Here is a 21,491-nt window from a genome sequence, read left to right as displayed (position 1 = left end):
ATTCCTTTCCACGACTACATCATCAGATAAGGATCTATGTCCATTGAAATTGAAAGGCCCTCTTTAGAAAAAGCGCCTTGATAATGATCAAGAATGTTTTTCAATGTTTGTTTCAGTTTGGGTTCATTTTTATATTTTATCATGCATTGACAGCGATATCTATCTTTGATCCTAGCAATCGGAGGTGCGACCGGACCTAAGATAATAGCTTGCGAAGTGAGTTCTTGCGCTAATAAACGAGTAATCTGCTCAGCAACACCCGAAGCCCTCGCAAAGGATTCATGAGACACCGTAATTAAGGAAAGATAATAAAACGGTGGATAATCATGACGTTTTCGCGATTGCATCTCTTTAAGATAAAAATGTTGATAATCATGTTCCGCTGCCAACGTCATCGCATAATGCTCAGGGGTGTAACTTTGAATAATCACTTCCCCATCAAGCTGATGTCGCCCTGCCCGTCCACCGACTTGGGTAAGCAACTGAAACGTTTTCTCTGTGGAACGAAAATCAGGTAAGTGAAGCATGGCATCAGCCGCCAGCACTCCTACCAATGTGACCTTTTCAAAATCAAGACCTTTGGCAATCATTTGCGTTCCAAGTAAAATATCGGCTTCACCGCGCCCAAAGGCCTTTAAAAAACGTTCATGGGCTCCTTTTTTTCGTGTCGTATCAACGTCCATACGAATGACACGGGCCTCTGGCAATAAGGTCGTAAGCGCTTCTTCCACCTTTTGTGTTCCTGAGCCAAAAAAACGGATATGTTCACTTCCACAGCTCGGGCATTGGTGAGGCACTTGCTCCTCAAACCCACAATAATGGCACTTCACTTTATTATTCTTTCGGTGAAAAGTCAACGAAATATCACAGTGCGGACAGCTAAGGACATGGCCACAGTCGCGACACATGATAAAGGTCGAATAGCCTCTCCGATTGAGGAATAGCACGCTTTGTTCTCCTTTACGGAGGCGTTCTTGTAGACTTTGAAACAGATCCCGAGAAAACATCGATCGATTGCCTGCGCGTAGTTCTTCCCGCATATCAATAATAGAAACGGGCGGCATCGGCTTCTGATTGACTCGCTTAAGGAGTGGGGCTAAGCGATACACCCCTTTTTGAGCCCTAGCATACGATTCTAGTGAAGGCGTGGCACTTCCCAAAATCACAGGACAATGATGAAATTCCCCACGGAAAATCGCCACATCTCTCGCGTGGTATCGCGGGCTTTCTTCCTGTTTATAACTCGTTTCATGTTCTTCATCAATAATGATAATCCCGACATTTGTAAAAGGGGCAAACACAGCCGAACGGGCACCCACAACCACACGGACTTCACCGCGGTGTATCTTTCGCCATTCATCATACTTTTCACCGCGACTTAAACCACTATGTAAGACAGCAACTTCATCACCAAAACGACCACGAAAACGTTCCACCATTTGTGGGGTTAACGAAATCTCAGGAACTAAGACAATCGCTTCCTGACCCTTTTCCAACACCCTTTGTATCGCTTGTAAATAAATTTCAGTTTTTCCGCTTCCAGTCACCCCATGGCAAAGATGGACACGGTGCCGCCGCTCATCAAGATCCTCCAAAACAGGGTGAATAGCAGCCTGTTGCTCATCTGTTAGTTCAAGGGGGATCGTAGGCTTAGCTGATCCCTGAAAGGGGTCTCTATAAACCTCTTTTTCGGTTTCAATAAGGAAGCCTTTTTGCACAAGCGTTTTTATCGTTGCTCGGGAAACATTGGTCGCACGTATGACTTCATTCACGGCAATAGCCGTTGGACTTTCCTGTTCCAAGAAAAAGGTGAGAACATCACGCTGTTTTTTGGCGCGCCCTTTAAAGGTTTCTAGTGATTGTTTTAATTCATCGTACGTAAGTGCCGGCTGCACCACTTTCATTTTTTTAACGGCTTGTCCTTGATTCACCTGTTGATGTTCTTTTAAAGCACCAGCCTGCAACGCTTCTTTTATGCGCTTTAGCCATGACCCATGAGTCTTCTGAAGACTCTCCCACTCTATTTGCTCGCCATTCTTAAAAAGGAACAAGAGATCCATGAACTCATTCTCGAATAATCCTGCATCAGCGACACTAATGACTTTTTTATAGCTGGCTTTCATAGCTGCCGGGAGCATGGCCAGAAAGGCAGAGATTTCATAACACAAAGTTTCTTTGGCCAACCATTTCCCAAGCTGGAGTAGTTCATCTGTTAAGACAGGTGTTTGATCAATCACAGAATGAATCGGCCGCACCTTCTCTAATGCAGTATCAGATTTTATGGCCACCACAAAGCCAACAAGTTTTCTTGGACCAAACGGAACGATTACTCGGGCACCGCGCTCAACCAAAGGCTGCAGTGATTCAGGGATACTATAATCAAAAGGCTTATCGGTTTGGTTTAGTGCCAGATCTACAATGACTTCTGCGATCATTCAGCATCCCTGCTTTTAAGCAACTTACCAATTTCATAGCAAAGTTCAATGGCAACGTTTTGCTTGGACATTAATTCTAATGCTCGTTTTTTACCGTTTTTATAAAAAAGGGTCACACGATTAGTATCTACTGCAAAACCGGAGTCTGTCGCTCCAACATTATTCGCAACAATCATATCAAGATGCTTCTTATCAAGCTTCTCCATAGCATAACGTTCCAGATTATCGGTTTCCGCCGCAAAACCTACAAGGATTTGTTTCTTTTTCTGTTGGCCCAATGTTTTTAAAATATCGGGATTACGAACAAAAGTCACAGTCAGCGCCTCTTGAGATTTCTTAATCTTGTGCTCTGTCGATTGTTCTGGGCGATAATCAGCCACGGCCGCTGCTTTTACGACAACATCTGCCGCTTCATATCGTTGCATTACTTCACGATACATATCTTCAGCCGATTCTATGTCGATCCTTTCAACCCCTGTTGGAGTCTCTAATGTAGTTGGTCCTGAAACAAGGGTAACCTCTGCACCAAAACGAGCGGCTGCTTCCGCAATCGCGTAGCCCATTTTCCCTGACGAACGGTTAGTGAAATAGCGAACAGGATCAAGTTTTTCCTGTGTTGGTCCTGCAGTGACGATCCAATGCTTCCCCTTCAAATCAAGAGATTTCTCTTTTGAACTTTCATTAAAGGAAGCTTCTAAAGCTTCTGCAATCTCTTCCGGTTCAACCATCCGCCCTTTTCCTACCCAGCCGCACGCCAGATTTCCCGCTGCCGGGTCAAGAATGTGATAATTTAAAGCTTTGAGCTTTTCAATATTCTCCTGCACCTGTGGATGATGATACATATTCACATTCATAGCTGGTGCGACCCAAAGAGGTGCTTTTGTCGCCAGCATCACAGTTGTCGCCAGATCATCGGCTAGCCCCATTGCCATCTTCGCAATAATATTCGCTGTTGCCGGTGCAACAACCACCCGATCGGCCCGATCAGCCAAATCGATATGGGTGATTTGATGAGGTACTTTTTCTGTATAAAGATCATCATGAACAGGATTTCTAGACAACGCCTGAAACGTGACGGGCGAGACAAAGGCTTTAGCGCCTTCCGTCATAATTACTTCTACATTTGCCCCCTTTTTTACTAGAGCACTTGTCAACGTGCAAGCCTTATAGGCGGCAATTCCACCCGAAACAATGAGTACAATCGTTTTGTTCTCTATTGTCACCTTCAACACTCCCACTCTTTATTACACTCGGTCATATATATAAATGAGGCTGTCGAGACTTTCCCGACAGCCTGATACTCATTGTCATTTATTACGCGCGTTCGTACTTTATAAGACCTTCATTAATTTCTTCTAAAGCCATGCCAACAACCTTTTCTGAAAAAACATTTTTAATTAATGGTTTCTCCGACACCGCGAGCTCACGAGCTCTTTTCGCAGAAAGGGTTACCAAGGTATACTTCGAGTCAATTTGTTCCAATAATGTATCGATTGAAGGATAGAGCATCATATTCAATCAACCTCCGTTAGTCTTTTATATTTTTCAATGATTCGTGATTGTTTACAGTGTTCTGCTGTGACAACGGCTTCTATGCGATCGCAGGCACGCTCAACCTGATCATTTTCAATCACATAATCATAGTGCTTCATCAAATCAATTTCAGTTCGCGCTGTACTTAAACGATTTTCTATTAAATCATTCGTCTCAGTTCCACGACCCGTGATTCTTTTTTTAAGCTCTCCTAAACTAGGCGGGACTAAAAAAATAAAAATACCTTCTGGAAAATTCTGTTTCACCTGTAATGCACCTTGAACCTCAATTTCAAGGAGCACATCTTTCCCATCTTCAAGAGTTTGACGCACGTATTGCAAGGGCGTCCCATAAAAGTTTCCTACATACTCTGCCCATTCAAGGAGTTCATTGTGAGCAATCATCTCTTTAAACTTTTCTTTCGTTCTAAAGAAATATTCAACCCCGTCACGCTCCCCTTCCCGCGGTTTTCTCGTGGTCACGGAAATGGAGTATTGAAGGCTTGTTCCTCTCTCTCTAAGCGCTCGACAGACCGTACCCTTTCCTACACCTGAAGGGCCAGATAAAACAAATAATAATCCTTTTTCCTTAAAAGTCATAACTTACCCTCCAACTCCTTAACCTTCATCGGTCACTTCGTCTTGAGAAATTAGCCTTTGCGAGACTGTCTCGGGTTGGACGGACGAAAGAATCACGTGGTCACTGTCCATAACAATCACAGCGCGAGTGCGGCGTCCATAGGTTGCATCAATAAGTTTATTTTGCTCCCTCGCAATTTTTATTAAACGTTTAATCGGTTGGGATTCTGGACTGACAATGGAAACAATCCGGCTCGCTGAAGCGATGTTACCAAACCCGATATTTATTAAGGTTATCATCTTGTGTAAGGGCCCCTCTCATATTCTTCAATCACTCAATATTTTGTATTTGTTCCCTTATCTTCTCAATGTGGCTTTTTATCTCTACGACTTCACGTGCAATATGTATATCGTTAGCCTTAGAACCTATTGTATTGGTTTCTCGATTCATCTCCTGAATAAGAAAATCCATTTTCCTCCCCACAGGGCCGCTTTCTTCAAGAAAAGCTCGAAATTGCTCAGAATGACTCGATAATCGTGTCAGTTCCTCGTCAATATTGACTTTTTCAGCGAATCCAGCGACTTCATTGAGTAAGCGTTCTTCATCGACTAAGGCACGTCCATTGAGAAAATCAAGGATTCTATTTTCAAGACGGTTTCGATAGGTTTCAACAACCTTTGGCGCGTATTCGTGAATCTTTTTCACACATTTGTCCACTTCAGAAAGTCTTTCTTTTAAATCATAATATAAGTGTTGCCCCTCTTTTAACCGCATTGCTTTATGATGATCTAAAGCGGCGTTAAGAGTGGAGAGAATAAGCGCATCAATGGACGATGTTTGCTTCGGTTTCTCTATTACCGTAAAAACATCATTGAATTGATTAATATCTTGAAGGTGATGCTGAATCTCTAATCCATAACGATCCGATATCGTCTTCAACTTCTCTATATATTGATCTAATAAGTCCCAATTAACGTGAAGTGTCGTTTCATTTAAAGACTCTCCTGATATCGTTAACAACACCGTAATTGAACCCCGATGTAAGACATTCTTAATACACCTTTTCATGTCATCCTCAAGGTGTAATAGAGACCGAGGTGTATTAAAGGTCATCTCTAAATAGCGATGATTAACGGATTTCATTTCGACCGTCACTGTGTGAGTGCCATTACTAAGTGTTGCCCGTCCGTAACCAGTCATACTTGTTAACATTTTATCACATCCAAAGTTTCATAACAATTTTAAAAGTGCTAGCCACAAAGGTGGAGTAAAACAAAAAAAGTCGTTTAACACTTCTAAAACCAAGAGATACTTTCTTTTATAAGCCATTTTCAATCGGAAGCATACGCCATGTATTTGACGCGCCTCCTCTTGTTCTTTCCAACCATTGTCTCAAGGGAGTTACTCCTAGTTTACCATCAATTCTTCATATTAAAAACAACAAGCCAACGCTAAATTTTAAACACCTTACAATACGAATGCCACATGCTATACTTATTAATGTGTGTTCAACTTGATTTTGAACATCTTTTATACGAAAGTGAGGGATCACGATGTCATTTGATGGTATTGTCACGCGAGCGGTTTGTTTGGAACTTGATCATACGTTTTCTGGAGGTCGAGTGAGTAAAATTTATCAGCCCCACCAAACCGATCTTATTTTAGTTATTCGATCACATGGCGCCAATCGCCGTTTACTTATATCTGCTGGAGCGCAATTTACACGCCTACATATCACGAAGCGAAGTGCAGATAATCCCAGCGAGCCCCCTATGTTTTGTATGCTCCTGAGAAAGCACTTAGAAGGTAATGTTATTGAATCTATCGAACAAGATGGCTTTGAACGCATTGTCCACATCAATTTACGCGGTAAAAATGACATTGGGGATGTGGCTCACAGGCGATTGATTATTGAACTGATGGGTAAACATAGTAACATCATCCTCGTGGATCAAGAAACCGGGAAGATAATTGATGCTATTAAACGGCTCTCTCCTGCGGTCAACCGCCATCGCACTGTTTTGCCCGGTCAACCCTATGTTTTACCCCCTGATCAGCACAAACTCGATCCGCTGGAAACAACGGAAGAAGACTTGTTGAGACGACTGGATTTTAACGCAGGAAAATTGGATCGTCAACTGGTGCAAACGATTAATGGTTTCTCTCCGCTTTTAGCAACGGAAATCATTTCTCGAGCGGGTTTGCCAAACCAAGATGCTGTGCTTAAAGCCTTCTCTGAGGTTCAAACAGCGATACAAAACGAAGCCTTCCATCCCCAGATTATTCATCGACAAGGTGCTAAAGATCAGTTTCATGTTTTGGCCCTGTCACATCTTGATGGCGAGCCTGAATACTTTGATTCTCCGAGTGACATGCTAGAAACCTTTTTTGCTTTGAAATCTGAGTCAGATATTGTTAGGCAACGGGCGGCGAACTTAAGCCATTGGGTCCATAACGAGAAAAAGAAAAACGAACGAAAGCTTGGAAAATTAAAAGACACTCTGAAGGAAGCAGAAGGGGCTTCCCGTTACCAACTTTATGGGGAACTGGTGACAGCGCATATGCATATGATCAAAAAAGGTGATCGAAAAATTGAAGCGGTGAACTATTACGATGAAAATCAAGAGACGGTGACGATCGAACTTGATCCTCATAAAAGCCCTTCAGAAAATGCACAATTGCTCTTTAAAAAATATAACAAGCTGAAAACCGCACAAAGAATCGTTGAAGAACAGATTGCCGCTACCCTTCAAGAAATTGAATACTTAGACGCTCTAAGTCAACAAATCGAGTCGGCCGGCTTCCATGATATCGAAGAAATTCGTGAGGAGCTTGAGGAAGGCGGATATTTGCGTGCAAGAGGTCAAAAACATGGGAAAAAGAAGAAGAAGCAAAAACCTAGTCTTGAACACTACACATCTTCAGAGGGTGTTACCATTCTAGTTGGAAAAAATAATAAACAAAACGAGTATTTAACCACCCGTCATGCTGCTTCTGAAGATACGTGGTTACATACTAAAGATATCCCGGGGTCACACGTCGTCATCAAAGGCAATGACTTTAGTGAGAAGACACTGGTAGAAGCAGCCACCTTGGCAGCCTACTTTAGCAAATCTTCCATGTCCAGTCGTGTCCCCGTCGATTACACATTGATCAAGCATGTCCATAAGCCAAATGGTGCGAAACCAGGATATGTGATTTACGATCATCAAAAAACCGTCTTTGTTACACCAGATGAACGACTGGTTTTGCAATTAAAGGATAAGTAATCAACCTACCAGAAAGAATCGAACGACGATCCACAGGTATGAAAATGTAATCTGGATTGATCGTTCGATTTTTTTGTTCTCAACGAATCAGAAAGTATAAGTTCTGATTATCAGGGTGGTGTGGATTCCCGCCCCTTCACAAAATCTGACAATTTTACAACAAAGTCTATTTTATACGACGATGTTCAAAGCTTTGCCATTTTAAAAAATCATGGATCAAGCTATAATAGTGGCAAAGATTAAATTTAAAGTGTGTTCAAAACGCACACTCTTTTTAAGGAGTTAATCAAAATGAATAAGGATTCCGAGGATAAGCAATACCAACCGACGAGCAATAAAAACTTCGCCGTCTTGATCTGGACGTTTTCGATTGTTGCCGTCGTGATTATTCTATTACTGTTTTTCTCACCTATAGGCTACCAGGGCTCTGTTGACTTTGACATTAATATTTTCCCAAGGCTTAATGCCATCTTTAACAGCTTTACTTTTATCTTTTTATGGGCGGCCTTCTTCGCCATTAGAAAGAAGAATATCAAAGTACATAAAGGATTTGTCCTTGCTGCTTTTTCAGCGACACTGTTATTTCTCATCTCCTATTTAACATTTCATTATATTTCACCGGAGACAGCGAGTTATGGCGGACAAGGGGTCCTTAGACCGATTTACTTCACAATCTTAATTACGCACAGCTTTTTAGCTGCAATCATCGTGCCTCTTGCCTTGTTTTCTCTCGTCTGGGGCTGGACAATGCAAGTGAAAAAGCATAAGAAAATCGTGCGCTGGACCTTACCGATTTGGTTATATGTCAGTCTCACAGGAGTTATTGTTTATTTAATGATGGCGCCTTATTATTAATCTGTTAAAATGCCGATAATGTGTCGGCATTTTTTTATCCTCATAACCAGAACTTTATTTTTACGTCGGACCTTCTTCCTTATCTGTAAATTCATATTGGAACGGCACTATCAGTAACCATAGAATAATAAGTCCTGCATCAAACGCTAGGGTCAATAAATGCGGCAGCTTCATGAAGGTTAGGATAACCGCAATCAGGATAAAGGCACAGGCAAAGCCTTCTAAGCGATGAAAGGTTCTGAATGTCATATAGTTGGGCTCCCCGCAATAGGGGCATTTTTTTCTTTTTTTGAATGTAAGATTGCACTTAAACGTTTGTTTCCATGTCCATGTCTTCCCACAATAATGACATTTGGGCATGGGACTCACCTCCTATATGTCTCTCACCATACGATAGAGTTTAGGCACTTGTCTTGCTAAGACCTGTTGATCGGTTCGCCATTCAAACAATGGCCCCTCTCCACCATATTCAAAGGAAACGACCCAAGGACATTTCCACTTCCCCTTCCGAATGTTTGACAATGCCCATCCTACTAATCTCCAATCTTCCTCAGTCATAGGCATACTGTCTCTTAATTTCCCCGTACCATCCGCTTGAATCCCCGTGATATGGAGCTCACGTAAATGCTTAGTAGGCAAGCGTTCAAGGTAATCATAGACACTTTCCCCTGTGTATTGCGCTGTCATTTGAGCATGGGCAAGATCAAGCAAGAGTCCGCAACCACTTTCTTTTACAATGGTCGACAGCACTTCAGGCTCAATGGCTGTTTTCAACATTTTCCCTTCTGGACCCCTCCACACCACATTTTCAAGAATGATTTGAGTAGGGGAAAATTCTTTTAAAGGGGCTTCAAGTTCCATTAAAATCGCCTCAATATAGTCTTGCTTAAATTCTTGTGTGCCTTTCTCTTGATCATCTGGAAAGTCCTGTTTATAGCCAACAAGGTGCAGATTGACATAAGGCGTATGGGTTTCTTCCATTTGCCTATGAATGTTATCCCACTCCACCTCACGAAGTCGCCCCTGTCCAATATTAAGAGGAAAATGGATATAGATTGGAGCTTGCCCCCTTGCGCTTTCAATCAATTCAGGATCAAAATCATAATCTGGGCACTTAAAGAGATCCATGTTAATCTTGCCTTTTTCATAAAGGGCCTTTGTTTTGTTAGAATAATTGACAGCAAACTTCAAATCATTCCCCTCCTAATTGTTGTCCTACCTTTTAACGCTTAGGATAATATGTATGAATAAATTTTTCAATGATCTTCCGTTGTCCAACGCCCAACTAATTGAGCCCCATTTTTAACTTGAATAGGATATAAACCCTATAAATCATTGTGAAAAAAATCATTAAAGAGTTCAAATTTATTAGGTTCTATCTCATAGGTCTTTTTGCGGTAAAACATGTGCAGCACTCCTTAATGAAATTCATTATAGGATAATTTTAACATGTTTTTCATAAGATCTCTTCAGATTTAAGGAAAAATTCTTTATTTTATTGCTTTTTTATAATGTTTAGTATGATATTTCCAAGGAGATGACGCTACATGAAACAGTTATTCCTTTCTGGAGGCGGAAGTGATGAACAGTTATTAGATCGGCATTTCGCTCGAGAAATCAGTCTGGAAAAACCTTTACTGTACATACCTCTTGCCATGAAAAATGACAATCCCTATGATAAGTGCTATGAATGGATAACCCAGCTTTTAAATCGTTTAGGTATTCATCACATCATCATGTGGACTGAACTGACAGGAAAGTCTTTAGAGGATTTCAGTCTTTCTCTGCAGTTTATATTGGCGGTGGTAATACCATTAGCTTGCTGAAGGATTTAAAAGAGAGTCGAATTGATGAGGTTCTAAAAGCTTATTATAGAAATGGGGGCATAATTAATGGAGGAAGTGCCGGCGCCATTATTTTAGGAAAAGATATTATGACCTCAGCACATATGGATCCTAATTCTATTGGACTGGAAGAGAGTCATCCACTAAACCTACTTAAAGACCATACGATTTGGTGTCACTTCAAGAGCACCCGGTCTTTAGTTAGGCTTTGAAAATTTTTTTACTGAGACATCGTCTGCAATCAAATGGATTGAAGCGGAAGACGCGAGACTCCATCGGGAACAGCACGCGGCCGAAGATCTATTTTGGAACACAAATCGTCCATTCCAAAATTAGCTGAGGCCGTGCCCGAGGAAATCGAGCACTCTGGAGCGGAGATCCACAACGTTCTGATGACCACAATTTTATATGCATATATTTTAAAAAGTATCAGAATAACCATCTCAGTAAAAGAAAGTCTATCTTTTTTACGGAGAAATAAAACAACGCTTAGATAAGACTTTTGGCTTATCCCACATGCCTTTTTAGGCGACTAAAACGCCTATAAAAATAAAAATTAGGCGCTATTATAAAAAAATATTATTGTTATTTCGTCGAAGATGTGGTACCTTTATAGATAAATTTAAGGGGTTTGATAATCATGAATATTCCAACAAACAACCAAAAATTTTATTTTTATTATAGTTAAGCCTTGCTATCCGATTATTTATTTTAACAATCGAGTATAGGAAGGCATTTTCTCATACAACCAAGTAGGAAAAAAAATCCTACTTGGTTTTTATTTTACTTCGCAAGACGAATAAGGGTAGCAAGCTGGTTGAAAATAGTGAAAAAACTTCGACTTCCGCCACTAGATTGGCGTCAAGCAAGTTTTCTAATATTAAGGAGATGAATAAGGTGTCAAAACAAGAACAGAAAGTAAAAGTATTAGATTGTACCATTCGTGATGGAGGTCTCGTCAACAATTGGGATTTCAGTGAGGATTTTGTCCGTCAAGTCTACAGTTCTCTTAGTGCTGCTGGGGTGGATTATATGGAAATCGGCTATAAGAACTCACCCAAGCTGGTAAAAAGTGAAGGTGTAGGCCCTTGGCGTTTTTGTGATGACGCCTTTATCAAGGAAGTCATCCCTGAGAAAACAAAGACAAAATTATCGGCCATTGTCGATGTTGGCCGGGTAGATGAAAATGATATTTTACCTGCTAATGAAAGTCCACTCGATTTAATTCGTGTCGCGTGCTACTTGAAAGATGTCGATAAAGCCCTTGAACTCGTTAAATTTTTCCATCAGCTCGGCTATGAAACCACCATTAATATTATGGCGGTCTCTAACAGTATGGAGTACGACTTGATTGCTGCGCTAGAAAAAATTAATCAGAGCCCCGTTGATGTTGCTTACATCGTTGATTCTTTCGGTAGTCTTTACAATCAGGATTTTGAGTATCTTATTAACAAGTTCAAAACCCATGCGCCTGATAAAGCCTTTGGCGTTCATGCCCATAACAACTTGCAAATGGCCTTTTCCAATACGTTGTTAAGCGCTCAAAGTGGTGTCACCTTTTTAGACTCCTCTATCTACGGCATGGGCAGAGCGGCAGGCAATTGTCCTACTGAACTCATCCTTGGCTATTTAAAAGATCCACAATACAATGTGCGCCCTGTCTATGATGTATTAGAAAAACTGTTTATTCCATTGCGGGACAAAATTGAATGGGGCTACATTATTCCTTACACCATTACTGGGCAACTCAACGAACATCCCCGCTCCGGGATGGCCTTAAGAAAGAGTGAGCAAAAAAATGCTTTTACAGCCTTTTACGATAAAATGACAACCGTTGAAACCATGGATTCAAACGATTAATTGACACAGAAAGAAAAGGAATACCGTAGAATATTAAAAGCTAAAAATCGGTATTCCTTAAACTAACCTATTCACTATTAAGGAGTGTGGGGACTTGAAAGTTTCAGATATGGGGGTTTTGAGAGAACGGATTGATCAATTAGATCATGAAATTATCGCACTGATTGCTGAAAGGTTTAAAGTCACTGAGGACATTGGTCTATATAAAGCAAAGAATGACTTAAATCCACAAGACCGCTCACGAGAGGCTGAAAAATTTGCTAAGTTATCAGAATTGGCTAATAGTTATGGATTAAAGCCAGACTATGCCGTTCAGATTTATAGATGTATGATGGATCTTGTCATCTCACGCCATATAGAAATAAAAGATAAAATCTAAGTCATTAGCCCCGATGTCTAAAACCGTCGGGGCTATCATTCTATATTTTAATGGAGAAATAAAGGCCTTACCTTTTTACGACGGGCAACCATTGTTCATTAGTCGGCTCTTGATACCAAAGCTTTAGCTGGCCTTTTTGGACTTCATTAATCATCCCACGTTCTTCAGCAATCTCAATTAAGGTCGGAAAATCTGTTAAGGTATGGAATGTCGTATTGATTTCTTTAAAATTTTCACTAGCCACAGGTAAAGCATAAGTAAAAATGGCAACGGTCCCAAGAACCTCAGCGCCCTCTTCTCTCAAAGCTTCCACCGCCGTTAGCACACTTCCGCCTGTCGAGATTAAATCTTCAACAATGACGACTTTCTGTCCTGGTTGAACTATTCCTTCAATTTGCTTTTTCTTTCCATGTGACTTCGCTGAGCCACGAACATAGGCCATAGGAAGGTCGAGAATATCACTCACCCAAGCCGCATGGGGAATGCCTGCTGTTGCAGTCCCTGCAACAACTTCCACTTCTGGATAATGTGTCTTTATAAGTTCAGAGAGTCCGCTAGCCACAGCGTGACGTACCTCAGGATAACTCAGCGTTAAGCGATTATCACAATAGATGGGGGACTTCATCCCTGATGACCAAGTAAAAGGGTGTTCAGGACTAAGAACCACTGCCTGTATGTCAAGTAATTGTTTTGCTATGGTTTGACTAAGCTTGGACATATTCTTCACTCCATTCTTTTGTCACCCGTTCGTAGGCTGCAACCGGGTCGGCCGCTTGGGTGATACTGCGTCCAACAACAATATAATCACTCCCAAGTCGACGGGCTTCACCTGGCGTCGCAATTCGTTTTTGATCGTTCGCTTGATCTGCTGCTAAGCGAATGCCCGGGGTGACGGTTATAAAATCTGTAGATGTCGCTTGCTTGATTAAAGAGGCTTCATGTGCTGAACAGACAACACCATCCAACCCGCTTTTGTAGGCGAGCTCTCCATAGGCTTTTACAACCCCTTTTAATGGGTGTTGAATTAAAAGCTCTTGTTCTAACATCACTTGATCAGTGCTTGTTAACTGAGTGACCGCTATACACGTCGGCCGTTTGCGACCAAATGGCGTCCCTTCATCTAAACCCGTTATTGCTGCCCGCATCATCTCTGCCCCCCCTGCCGCATGGCAATTGATGATATCGACGTCTAACTTAGCGATACCACGCATGGCTTTCTGTACAGTGGTCGGAATATCATGAAGCTTAATATCTAAGAAAACACTTAAACCCCATTCTTTTAATCGACGAATATAGTCAGGTCCCTGCGTGTAAAAGAGCTCCATGCCTACCTTCACAAAAGGTTTGAATTTTAGAAGCGGGTTCAAAAGCACCTCAAGCTCTTCTTGGGTAGATACATCTAAAGCAACGATCACACGGTCACGCATGTTTTCCAGCTCCTTCCTACAAGGTCTTCAATGGTTGAAAGCTTCAACGCTTCTAAACGCTGAGGTAAGTCCGCAATGATTTTAGGACAGATAAAGGGGTCAACGAAATTCGCAGTACCAATGGCTACAGCACTCGCCCCTGCCATTAAAAACTCAAGGCAATCATCAACAGATTGAATCCCTCCCATGCCAATGATCGGAATCGAAACGGCTTGACTCACTTGATAAATCATTCGAATCGCAACTGGCTTGATCGCCGGCCCACTTAAGCCTCCCATCTTATTTGCAAGAATGGGTTTCATCGTTTTTATATCCATCCGCATGCCAAGAAGTGTATTAATCATCGATAGTCCATCCGCCCCTGCTTGTTCAACGGCTTTAGCCATTGTCACGATATCTGCAATGTTCGGCGATAATTTGACGTAAACAGGTTTCTCTGACACAGCCTTCACCTTTTCAGTCAAACTTGCAGCAACGTCTGGAACCGTCCCAAAGGCAATACCCCCTTCTTTAACATTAGGGCAAGAAATATTAAGCTCGAGGGCACCTACGCGAGCATCCTGAGAAAGTTTCTCCGCAACATAGAGATAATCCTCTATTGTTGAGCCAGCAATATTAGCTAGTATCGGCGTTTCGTAACGCTCCAGCCAGCGCAGTTCGTGGGCCATGATATGATCAACACCAGGGTTTTGCAAGCCAATGGCATTGAGCATTCCGGCACGCGTTTCAGCCACTCGAGGGGTTGGATTTCCAAAGCGCGGTTCACGGGTTGCTGCTTTGATCGCGATGGCACCGAGCTGATTCAAGTCATAAAAATCAGCGTACTCTTGACCAAAGGCAAAGCAACCTGAAGCCGGCATAATAGGATTTTTCATCGGTAAACCAGGTAAATCTACCTTAAGGGATACCTCTGTTGTCTCATTCATCATCCGAGCACCACCTCTCCTGCTTTAAACACCGGACCATCCTTACAAATCTTCTTATAACTTGAACCTTCGGGGTCCGTTTGCGTATGACAAACACAAGCCATACACGCCCCAATCCCACAAGCCATCCGTTCTTCTAACGAAAGATAGAGAGGCTGATCAGGACAACTCACTTCAAGTGCCTTCAACATGGGTGTGGGTCCGCAAGCATAGATCACATCAGCAGCTAAATTTTCTTTACGAATAACATCTGTCACAAACCCTTGTGATCCAATTGAACCATCCACACTCGCCAGATAAGTTGGTCCTAGTGCCCTAAACTCTTCCTCATAAAAAGCGACTGCTGAAGAGGCAAAGCCAAGCACATGCGTCACTTGAATCCCGCGTTGCTTCAATGCTTTTGAAAGGTAGTAAAGGGGAGGCACACCCACACCGCCACCGACTAATAGCGCGCGACCACCTGAGGACGCGGCTGCCAAGGGAAAACCATGCCCAAGTGGCCCCAGGACATCAACACGGTCCCCAACACACTTGAGCGAAAGCCTTGTTGTTCCCTCCCCTTCAACACGATAAATCAAAGTACATTCTTTCGCTTTTTTATTAACATTCGCAAGACTAATCGGCCTGCGAATCAATGTTTCATAGCCATTATCTACACGCAAATGTACAAATTGTCCTGGTTCTTCAATGCTTTGAACAAGCTCACCTTGTAAGGTGAGCTCATAAATATTTTCAGCGATGCAACGGTGCTTGATAATGGTCATTTTTTCTACTTGTTTCATGCCATCACCACTTCTGGCTTACGCATCGCCGGCATACTCGCTGTTTTAAAGGCTAAAGATTCAAGCACAGTGAGTAGTGCTTCAGCTGTATCAAGTGATGTTAAACAAACCACACCATTTTCGACAGATTCCCGACGGATTCTAAAACCATCTCTCGCAGGGCGCTTCTCTTTGGTCAATGTATTGACGATAAATTGGGCTTCACCTTTTCGAATCACTTCAAGTAATGTTGGCTTTTGACCGGCGATTTTACCTACGACGGTGACTGGAATCCCCTGCTCCCTAATAAAAGCCGCTGTCCCTTCGGTGGCGAGGATATTAAAGCCGATATCGGCAAACCGCTGAATCAGCGGTAAGGTTTCGCGCTTATCCTTGTCGGCAATGGTGAAAACGACAGAACCATCGGTCGGAATAGTCATTCCACTCGCAAGTAAGGCCTTGTATAAGGCTTTTTCTAATGTTGTATCTCGTCCCATCACTTCTCCTGTGGATTTCATTTCAGGACCAAGTGTAATATCGACACTGCGCAATTTTGCAAAAGAGAAAACAGGAGCTTTAACGAACACTTCTTGAGGTTCTGGATGATACCCAGTCTCATAACCAAGATCACACAGACGACTCCCAAGGATGACTTTGGTCGCAAGATTGGCCATTGGAACGCCGGTAATTTTGCTTAAAAAAGGTACTGTCCGACTTGAACGGGGATTGACTTCAAGTACATAGACTTTATTTTCGTGAAGGACAAATTGAATATTTAAAAGGCCGACAATCCCTAACCCTCGTGCAATGTCAATTGTCGTTGTTGTGATTTTTTCTTTAATTTCTGCCGATAAATGTTGTGGTGGATACACGGCTATAGAGTCACCAGAATGAACGCCTGCTCTTTCAATATGTTCCATAATGCCCGGAATAAAGACGGTTTCACCATCACTGATCGCATCCACTTCCACTTCTGTGCCTAATAAATAGCGATCGACAAGCACAGGATGCTGAGGATTGATCTTCACTGCATTTCTCATATAATGGGATAATTCTTCTTCGTTATAGACAATTTCCATGGCTCTTCCCCCCAAGACGTAGGAAGGACGGACAAGGACAGGATAGCCAATGCGCTTTGCAATTCTTAAGGCTTCATCTATTGAAAAAGCCGTTTTCCCTTCAGGTTGAGCTATGTTTAGACGCGCCATTAACCGCTCGAATTTGTCTCGATCCTCTGCTTCATCCATAGCTTCCAATGACGTCCCAAGGATCTTCACCCCACGGGCCTCAAGTTCACTGGCGAGATTTAGAGCGGTTTGTCCACCAAACTGCACGATGACCCCGACAGGTTTTTCAAGTTCGATCACATGCATGACATCTTCAATAGTTAAAGGCTCGACATACAATTTATCTGACACACTAAAGTCAGTCGAAACCGTTTCTGGGTTGTTATTTATAATGATGGATTCATAACCGGCTTCTTTGATGGCCCACACTGTATGAACAGTGGCGTAATCGAATTCCACTCCTTGACCAATCCGAATCGGGCCTGAACCGAGGACAAGGACACTTTCTTTTTCAGAACAGACAGATTCATTTTCTTCTTCATACGTACTATAGTAATAAGGTGTCTCTGATTCGAACTCAGCTGCACAGGTGTCCACCATTTTATACACCGGCATGAGCTGATGATTTTTACGGAAAGAGTAAATCTCTTGTTCAGTTGCTTCCCATAATTTTGCAATAAAGGGATCAGAAAAGCCGAGTTGCTTTGCTCTCTTGAGAACCTCAAGTTCCCAGGCGTTTACTTTCAATTCGGCTTCCATTCTCACGATATTCATGAGTTTTTGTAAGAAATAACGATCTATTTTTGTGACATTCCACACCGAGTCCAAGGATTCTCCGCGTCGCAAAACTTCAGCTATATAGAAAAGCCGCCGATCATCCATGCGTTGAATGCCTTCCCATAAGGTTTCCTCATCCATTTGGGTCATCGACTCATCGAAGAGATGTTGATACCCCGCTTCTAGAGAGCGCACTGCTTTTAATAATGATTCTTCAAAGATCCGACCAAGGGCTAAAACCTCTCCAGTCGCTTTCATTTGTGTCCCAAGTTTCCGATTGGCTGAATCAAATTTATCAAATGGCCAACGAGGAATTTTCGTGACTACATAATCCACTGTTGGTTCAAAACTGGCATACGTTGTCCCTGTGACCGCATTTTTAATTTCATCCAGTGTATAACCGACGGCAATTTTAGCAGCCACCTTAGCAATAGGGTAGCCCGTTGCTTTAGAAGCTAGCGCTGAGGAGCGACTCACTCTAGGATTGACCTCAATGATGTAATATTGAGAGCTGTTTGGATCCAAGGCGAGTTGAACATTACAACCGCCTTCGATTTTTAGGGCCCTCACAATTTTCAATGACACGCTACGGAGCATTTGTAAATCGCGGTCGCTTAACGTTTGTGTCGGCGCAGTGACAATGGAGTCACCTGTGTGGATGCCAACTGGGTCAATATTTTCCATCGGACAAACGGCAATGGCACCATTATTGGCATCGCGCATGACTTCAAACTCTATTTCTTTAAAACCAGCAATGCTTTTTTCAACGAGCACTTGATGTACAGGACTCAGTTTCAAACCGTTTGCAGTCACAGTTTCAAGCTGTTCCTCTGTTTCAACAATCCCTCCACCCGTTCCACCGAGTGTGTAAGCCGGACGAATGATGAGTGGCAAGCCGACTTTTCCTGCAAACGACTTGGCTTCTTCTAGGGAGTTAACGATTTGACTATCTGGGACTGGTTCATGAATGTCATACATGAGCGCTCGAAAGGCTTCTCGATCTTCTGCTTGCCTAATTGTTTCGAGTTTGGTCCCAAGAAGTTCAATATTTAATTCTTTTAGTAAACCACTTTTATCTAATTCCATCGCTAGATTCAAGCCAGTCTGTCCACCTAATGTTGCGAGTAAGCCATCCGGACGTTCCTTACGAATAATTTTTGAAACAAATTCAAGGGTGAGAGGTTCCATATAAACACGATCAGCAATATCAGGATCCGTCATAATTGTGGCTGGATTAGAATTTAACAATACCACTTCATAGCCTTCCTCTTTAAGGGCATTACAGGCTTGGGTCCCTGAATAATCAAATTCTGCCGCTTGACCGATGATAATCGGTCCTGAACCAATCACAAGTATTTTCTGGATGTCTGTGCGTTTAGGCATATTGAACCCCTACTTTCTTCGATTGTTTAACGTCTTGGAAAAATTGCTCGAATAGTTGACTGCTATCTTCAGGTCCTGGCGTTGCTTCAGGGTGGAACTGAACACTATAAGCAAGGTGCTGTTTATGTCGCAAGCCTTCAATGCTTTGATCATTGATCGCAATATGAGTCACTTCTAGATCTGTATTAGCCAATGATTCGGGATCGACTGCATAACCATGATTTTGTGAGGTCATATAAAACTGACCCGTCTGTAAATCTTTCACAGGGTGATTCGCACCTCGATGACCGAAACGCATTTTCACCGTATTGGCACCACATGCAAGCGCAAGGAGCTGATGACCTAGGCAAATGCCGAACAAAGGCACTTTACCTATTAAATGACGAACCGTTTCAATCGCTTCAGGGACAGCTTTGGGATCACCAGGCCCATTAGAAAGGACAATGCCATCAGGATGAAGCTGGAGGATCTCTTCACTGGTCGTATCAAAAGGAACCACAAGCACATCACACCCTAATCGGATGACCTCTCTTAAAATCCCTTTTTTCATGCCGAAATCGACAAGTACTATTCGTGGACCGCTTCCTGGACTTTCATAAGACATCGTCGTTGACACGCGACGGACTTGGTCTGTTAGCCATTCTTTGGTTTTAAGAGTCTGTACCGTTTCTTTAATTGAAGTCTCTAAGTTACACAAACGTCCTTTTAACGTACCATGTTCACGAATTAGCTTTGTTAATCTTCGAGTATCTATGCCTGCCAAACCAGGGATGCCTTTTTCAATTAACATCTCATGAAGTGTCGATTCGGATCGCCAATGGCTGGGAACTTCAGTCACTTCTTTGACAATAAGTCCTGCAACCGCGGGAATGATTGACTCAAAATCATCTCGATTAATCCCATAGTTTCCTATAAGAGGATAGGTCATCGTCACAATTTGATCACAATAAGAGGGGTCAGATAAGATTTCTTGATAGCCCGTCATCCCTGTGTTAAAGACAACCTCTCCCTCACGTACTCTCTCAGCTCCAAAAGCTTCTCCCACAAACACTGCGCCATTTTCTAAGATCAATTGTCTTTTCATACGCGTACACTTCCCTTTTCCCAAGCTATTTTTCCCTGTGCAATCGTTAATACTGGCCACCCCTGACATCGCCAACCATTGAATGGTGTATTTCTGCCTTTCGAAACAAATTGTCCAGCGTCAATGGAAGCAGCGGCTTCAAGGTCCACCACCGTCAGATCAGCTGACCTTCCAACTTCAATCTCCCCAAACGGCAGATCAAAAGCTCTAGCAGGCTTCACTGTCAAAAAGTCAATCAACTGTTCTAAAGTAAGGAGGCCGGTCTTTACACATTGTGTATATAGCAGTGAAAAGGCCGTTTCTAAACCGACGATGCCAAATGGAGCTTCCGCCATTGATTTTGCCTTTTCTTCAGCCGCATGTGGGGCATGATCAGTAGCAATAAAATCGATAGTGCCATCTAGAAGTCCTTCAAGCAAGGCCTCACGATCTTCTTTACTCCGGAGAGGGGGATTCATTTTATAATGTGTATCAAGCCCTGGTATATCAAGATCTGTCAGCAGCAGGTGGTGTGGGGTAACTTCTGCAGTTACTTTTATCCCCGCACGCTTGGCATCACGTATCGTTCTTACTGATTCTTTAGTACTGACATGGCAAACATGATAATGACAATCTGCTAATTCGGCTAATAAGACATCACGCGCAATTTGGACGGCTTCACAAACATTTGGAATGCCGTTAATCCCGTACTGTTTAGCAAATTCCCCATCATGTACGGCGCCATTATTTATTAATGTATTTTCTTCACAATGGGCAACAATTGAACTTCCTAGGCGGCTTGCCTGTTTCATGGCTTCGAGCATCATCGCTGCCGATTGCACACCAACGCCGTCGTCTGAAAAGGCAAAGGCGCCGCTTTCTTTTAGTGCTTTAAAATCTGTCAAGCCATCACCTTTTTGTGCTTGGGTGATAGAGGCATAGGGTAAGACGCGCACAACCGCTGTTTCTTTAATACGTGCATTCACTAACTCAAGAGTTTCCACACTATCAGGTATCGGTGAGGTGTTCGGCATAGCCGCAACAGTGGTAAATCCTCCTCTTGCAGCGGCTTGTGTCCCTGACGCAATCGTTTCTTTATGTTCCCCACCAGGTTCGCGCAGATGAACATGAAGGTCAACAAAACCAGGTAATACAAGTTGGTGTTTAGCATCAATCACCTGATGATCCCCTTCATCGATGGTTTCTGCAATCCTCACAATCTCTTCATCAACAATCAGCACATCGCTTCGCTGAAACACACCTTTTCTATAGACTGTTCCGTTCTTAATCATTAACCCCATTTTTGCCTTCCTCCTCTATGTTTCTTGCAAGC

At 42.6% G+C, this 21,491-nt stretch carries 21 protein-coding genes; 6 read left to right on the top strand and 15 right to left on the bottom strand.

Translation table 11 applies throughout. The annotated features are described in order from the left end of the window. Positions 1–14 precede the first annotated feature (14 nt). The 6 genes from priA to IEV91_RS01610 form a co-directional block, all read right to left on the bottom strand. Positions 15–2,435, bottom strand: coding sequence for a primosomal protein N' (priA, locus tag IEV91_RS01635; protein ID WP_188495366.1), 2,421 nt, complete (start codon positions 2,433–2,435; stop codon positions 15–17). Further along, positions 2,432–3,658: a bifunctional phosphopantothenoylcysteine decarboxylase/phosphopantothenate--cysteine ligase CoaBC gene (coaBC, locus tag IEV91_RS01630; RefSeq protein ID WP_229745348.1), complete on the bottom strand. Its 1,227-nt coding sequence runs from the start codon at positions 3,656–3,658 to the stop codon at positions 2,432–2,434. The genes priA and coaBC overlap by 4 nt, the downstream gene beginning before the upstream one ends. A gap of 91 nt (positions 3,659–3,749) precedes the next feature. Next, positions 3,750–3,944: a DNA-directed RNA polymerase subunit omega gene (gene rpoZ, locus IEV91_RS01625; RefSeq protein WP_188495491.1), complete on the bottom strand. Its 195-nt coding sequence runs from the start codon at positions 3,942–3,944 to the stop codon at positions 3,750–3,752. A 5-nt stretch (positions 3,945–3,949) separates the two neighbouring features. After that, a complete protein-coding gene (gene gmk, locus IEV91_RS01620; protein ID WP_188495364.1) occupies positions 3,950–4,567 on the bottom strand; it encodes a guanylate kinase in 618 nt (205 codons plus the stop codon). A gap of 18 nt (positions 4,568–4,585) precedes the next feature. Continuing rightward, on the bottom strand, positions 4,586–4,846 hold the full coding sequence (gene remA / locus IEV91_RS01615) for an extracellular matrix/biofilm regulator RemA (RefSeq protein WP_188495362.1): 261 nt from the start codon (positions 4,844–4,846) through the stop codon (positions 4,586–4,588). Between the two features lie 31 nt (positions 4,847–4,877). Further along, positions 4,878–5,759, bottom strand: a complete 882-nt coding sequence (locus tag IEV91_RS01610; protein ID WP_188495360.1) for a YicC/YloC family endoribonuclease — start codon at positions 5,757–5,759, stop codon at positions 4,878–4,880. Between the two features lie 341 nt (positions 5,760–6,100). Between IEV91_RS01610 and IEV91_RS01605 the strand changes: the two genes are divergently transcribed. Next, positions 6,101–7,816, top strand: coding sequence for an Rqc2 family fibronectin-binding protein (locus IEV91_RS01605; RefSeq protein WP_188495359.1), 1,716 nt, complete (start codon positions 6,101–6,103; stop codon positions 7,814–7,816). Positions 7,817–8,107: 291 nt separating this feature from the next. After that, the gene (locus tag IEV91_RS01600) at positions 8,108–8,671 is read left to right on the top strand and encodes a DUF420 domain-containing protein (protein WP_188495358.1); all 564 of its coding nucleotides are present in this window, start codon (positions 8,108–8,110) and stop codon (positions 8,669–8,671) included. A 60-nt stretch (positions 8,672–8,731) separates the two neighbouring features. Here the strand turns inward: IEV91_RS01600 and IEV91_RS01595 are convergent, their stop codons facing one another. After that, on the bottom strand, positions 8,732–9,031 hold the full coding sequence (locus tag IEV91_RS01595) for a TIGR04104 family putative zinc finger protein (RefSeq protein WP_188495357.1): 300 nt from the start codon (positions 9,029–9,031) through the stop codon (positions 8,732–8,734). Positions 9,032–9,043: 12 nt separating this feature from the next. Next, positions 9,044–9,862, bottom strand: a complete 819-nt coding sequence (locus IEV91_RS01590; RefSeq protein WP_188495356.1) for a multinuclear nonheme iron-dependent oxidase — start codon at positions 9,860–9,862, stop codon at positions 9,044–9,046. Positions 9,863–10,218: 356 nt separating this feature from the next. Between IEV91_RS01590 and IEV91_RS21585 the strand changes: the two genes are divergently transcribed. The 4 genes from IEV91_RS21585 (at position 10,219) to IEV91_RS01575 (ending at position 12,754) form a co-directional block, all read left to right on the top strand. Next, positions 10,219–10,497 carry a hypothetical protein gene (locus tag IEV91_RS21585; protein WP_229745346.1) on the top strand — a complete coding sequence of 93 codons (279 nt, stop codon included), beginning with the start codon at positions 10,219–10,221 and terminating at the stop codon, positions 10,495–10,497. Beyond that, the gene (locus IEV91_RS21580) at positions 10,491–10,727 is read left to right on the top strand and encodes a Type 1 glutamine amidotransferase-like domain-containing protein (RefSeq protein ID WP_229745344.1); all 237 of its coding nucleotides are present in this window, start codon (positions 10,491–10,493) and stop codon (positions 10,725–10,727) included. The genes IEV91_RS21585 and IEV91_RS21580 overlap by 7 nt, the downstream gene beginning before the upstream one ends. 685 nt (positions 10,728–11,412) lie before the next feature. Further along, entirely contained in the window at positions 11,413–12,375 is a 963-nt protein-coding gene (locus IEV91_RS01580; RefSeq protein ID WP_373284383.1) for an aldolase catalytic domain-containing protein, read from the top strand. Between the two features lie 94 nt (positions 12,376–12,469). After that, positions 12,470–12,754 carry a chorismate mutase gene (locus IEV91_RS01575; protein WP_188495354.1) on the top strand — a complete coding sequence of 95 codons (285 nt, stop codon included), beginning with the start codon at positions 12,470–12,472 and terminating at the stop codon, positions 12,752–12,754. Positions 12,755–12,821: 67 nt separating this feature from the next. Here IEV91_RS01575 and pyrE read toward each other — a convergent pair whose 3' ends face one another. From pyrE to pyrC, 7 genes are read right to left on the bottom strand one after another with little or no spacing between them, the layout of a single operon-like run. Continuing rightward, positions 12,822–13,472: an orotate phosphoribosyltransferase gene (gene pyrE / locus IEV91_RS01570; RefSeq protein ID WP_188495352.1), complete on the bottom strand. Its 651-nt coding sequence runs from the start codon at positions 13,470–13,472 to the stop codon at positions 12,822–12,824. Further along, positions 13,459–14,181 (bottom strand): orotidine-5'-phosphate decarboxylase, encoded by a 723-nt coding sequence (gene pyrF / locus IEV91_RS01565; protein WP_188495350.1) that lies wholly within the window; start codon positions 14,179–14,181, stop codon positions 13,459–13,461. The genes pyrE and pyrF overlap by 14 nt, the downstream gene beginning before the upstream one ends. Continuing rightward, positions 14,166–15,107: a dihydroorotate dehydrogenase gene (locus tag IEV91_RS01560; RefSeq protein ID WP_188495489.1), complete on the bottom strand. Its 942-nt coding sequence runs from the start codon at positions 15,105–15,107 to the stop codon at positions 14,166–14,168. Before IEV91_RS01560 ends, pyrF begins: the two co-directional genes overlap by 16 nt. Then, positions 15,107–15,889: a dihydroorotate dehydrogenase electron transfer subunit gene (locus tag IEV91_RS01555; protein ID WP_188495348.1), complete on the bottom strand. Its 783-nt coding sequence runs from the start codon at positions 15,887–15,889 to the stop codon at positions 15,107–15,109. The genes IEV91_RS01560 and IEV91_RS01555 overlap by 1 nt, the downstream gene beginning before the upstream one ends. After that, complete coding sequence (gene carB / locus IEV91_RS01550; protein ID WP_188495346.1) at positions 15,886–19,095, bottom strand: carbamoyl-phosphate synthase large subunit; 3,210 nt, start codon at positions 19,093–19,095, stop codon at positions 15,886–15,888. The genes IEV91_RS01555 and carB overlap by 4 nt, the downstream gene beginning before the upstream one ends. Continuing rightward, complete coding sequence (locus IEV91_RS01545) at positions 19,088–20,179, bottom strand: carbamoyl phosphate synthase small subunit (RefSeq protein ID WP_188495338.1); 1,092 nt, start codon at positions 20,177–20,179, stop codon at positions 19,088–19,090. The genes carB and IEV91_RS01545 overlap by 8 nt, the downstream gene beginning before the upstream one ends. Then, positions 20,176–21,459, bottom strand: a complete 1,284-nt coding sequence (pyrC, locus tag IEV91_RS01540; RefSeq protein WP_188495329.1) for a dihydroorotase — start codon at positions 21,457–21,459, stop codon at positions 20,176–20,178. The genes IEV91_RS01545 and pyrC overlap by 4 nt, the downstream gene beginning before the upstream one ends. Positions 21,460–21,491: the final 32 nt, after the last annotated feature.

The sequence above is a fragment of the Pullulanibacillus pueri genome (assembly GCF_014639255.1).
In the GTDB taxonomy this organism is placed as follows: domain Bacteria; phylum Bacillota; class Bacilli; order Bacillales; family Sporolactobacillaceae; genus Pullulanibacillus; species Pullulanibacillus pueri.
Note: the sequence above shows the minus strand (reverse complement) of the source record. Positions and strands in the feature narration are given on the sequence as shown.

Excerpts from the sequence above, each read along its gene's own strand:
- pyrC (WP_188495329.1), bottom strand. The coding sequence starts at position 21,459 with ATGGGGTTAATGATTAAGAACGGAACAGTCTATAGAAAAGGTGTGTTT.
- priA (WP_188495366.1), bottom strand. The coding sequence starts at position 2,435 with ATGATCGCAGAAGTCATTGTAGATCTGGCACTAAACCAAACCGATAAG.
- IEV91_RS01605 (WP_188495359.1), top strand. The coding sequence starts at position 6,101 with ATGTCATTTGATGGTATTGTCACGCGAGCGGTTTGTTTGGAACTTGAT.
- gmk (WP_188495364.1), bottom strand. The coding sequence starts at position 4,567 with ATGACTTTTAAGGAAAAAGGATTATTATTTGTTTTATCTGGCCCTTCA.
- carB (WP_188495346.1), bottom strand. The coding sequence starts at position 19,095 with ATGCCTAAACGCACAGACATCCAGAAAATACTTGTGATTGGTTCAGGA.
- IEV91_RS01600 (WP_188495358.1), top strand. The coding sequence starts at position 8,108 with ATGAATAAGGATTCCGAGGATAAGCAATACCAACCGACGAGCAATAAA.
- IEV91_RS01595 (WP_188495357.1), bottom strand. The coding sequence starts at position 9,031 with ATGCCCAAATGTCATTATTGTGGGAAGACATGGACATGGAAACAAACG.
- IEV91_RS01560 (WP_188495489.1), bottom strand. The coding sequence starts at position 15,107 with ATGAATGAGACAACAGAGGTATCCCTTAAGGTAGATTTACCTGGTTTA.
- pyrF (WP_188495350.1), bottom strand. The coding sequence starts at position 14,181 with ATGCGTGACCGTGTGATCGTTGCTTTAGATGTATCTACCCAAGAAGAG.
- IEV91_RS01545 (WP_188495338.1), bottom strand. The coding sequence starts at position 20,179 with ATGAAAAGACAATTGATCTTAGAAAATGGCGCAGTGTTTGTGGGAGAA.
- IEV91_RS21585 (WP_229745346.1), top strand. The coding sequence starts at position 10,219 with ATGAAACAGTTATTCCTTTCTGGAGGCGGAAGTGATGAACAGTTATTA.
- remA (WP_188495362.1), bottom strand. The coding sequence starts at position 4,846 with ATGATAACCTTAATAAATATCGGGTTTGGTAACATCGCTTCAGCGAGC.
- IEV91_RS01610 (WP_188495360.1), bottom strand. The coding sequence starts at position 5,759 with ATGTTAACAAGTATGACTGGTTACGGACGGGCAACACTTAGTAATGGC.
- rpoZ (WP_188495491.1), bottom strand. The coding sequence starts at position 3,944 with ATGCTCTATCCTTCAATCGATACATTATTGGAACAAATTGACTCGAAG.
- pyrE (WP_188495352.1), bottom strand. The coding sequence starts at position 13,472 with ATGTCCAAGCTTAGTCAAACCATAGCAAAACAATTACTTGACATACAG.
- IEV91_RS01555 (WP_188495348.1), bottom strand. The coding sequence starts at position 15,889 with ATGAAACAAGTAGAAAAAATGACCATTATCAAGCACCGTTGCATCGCT.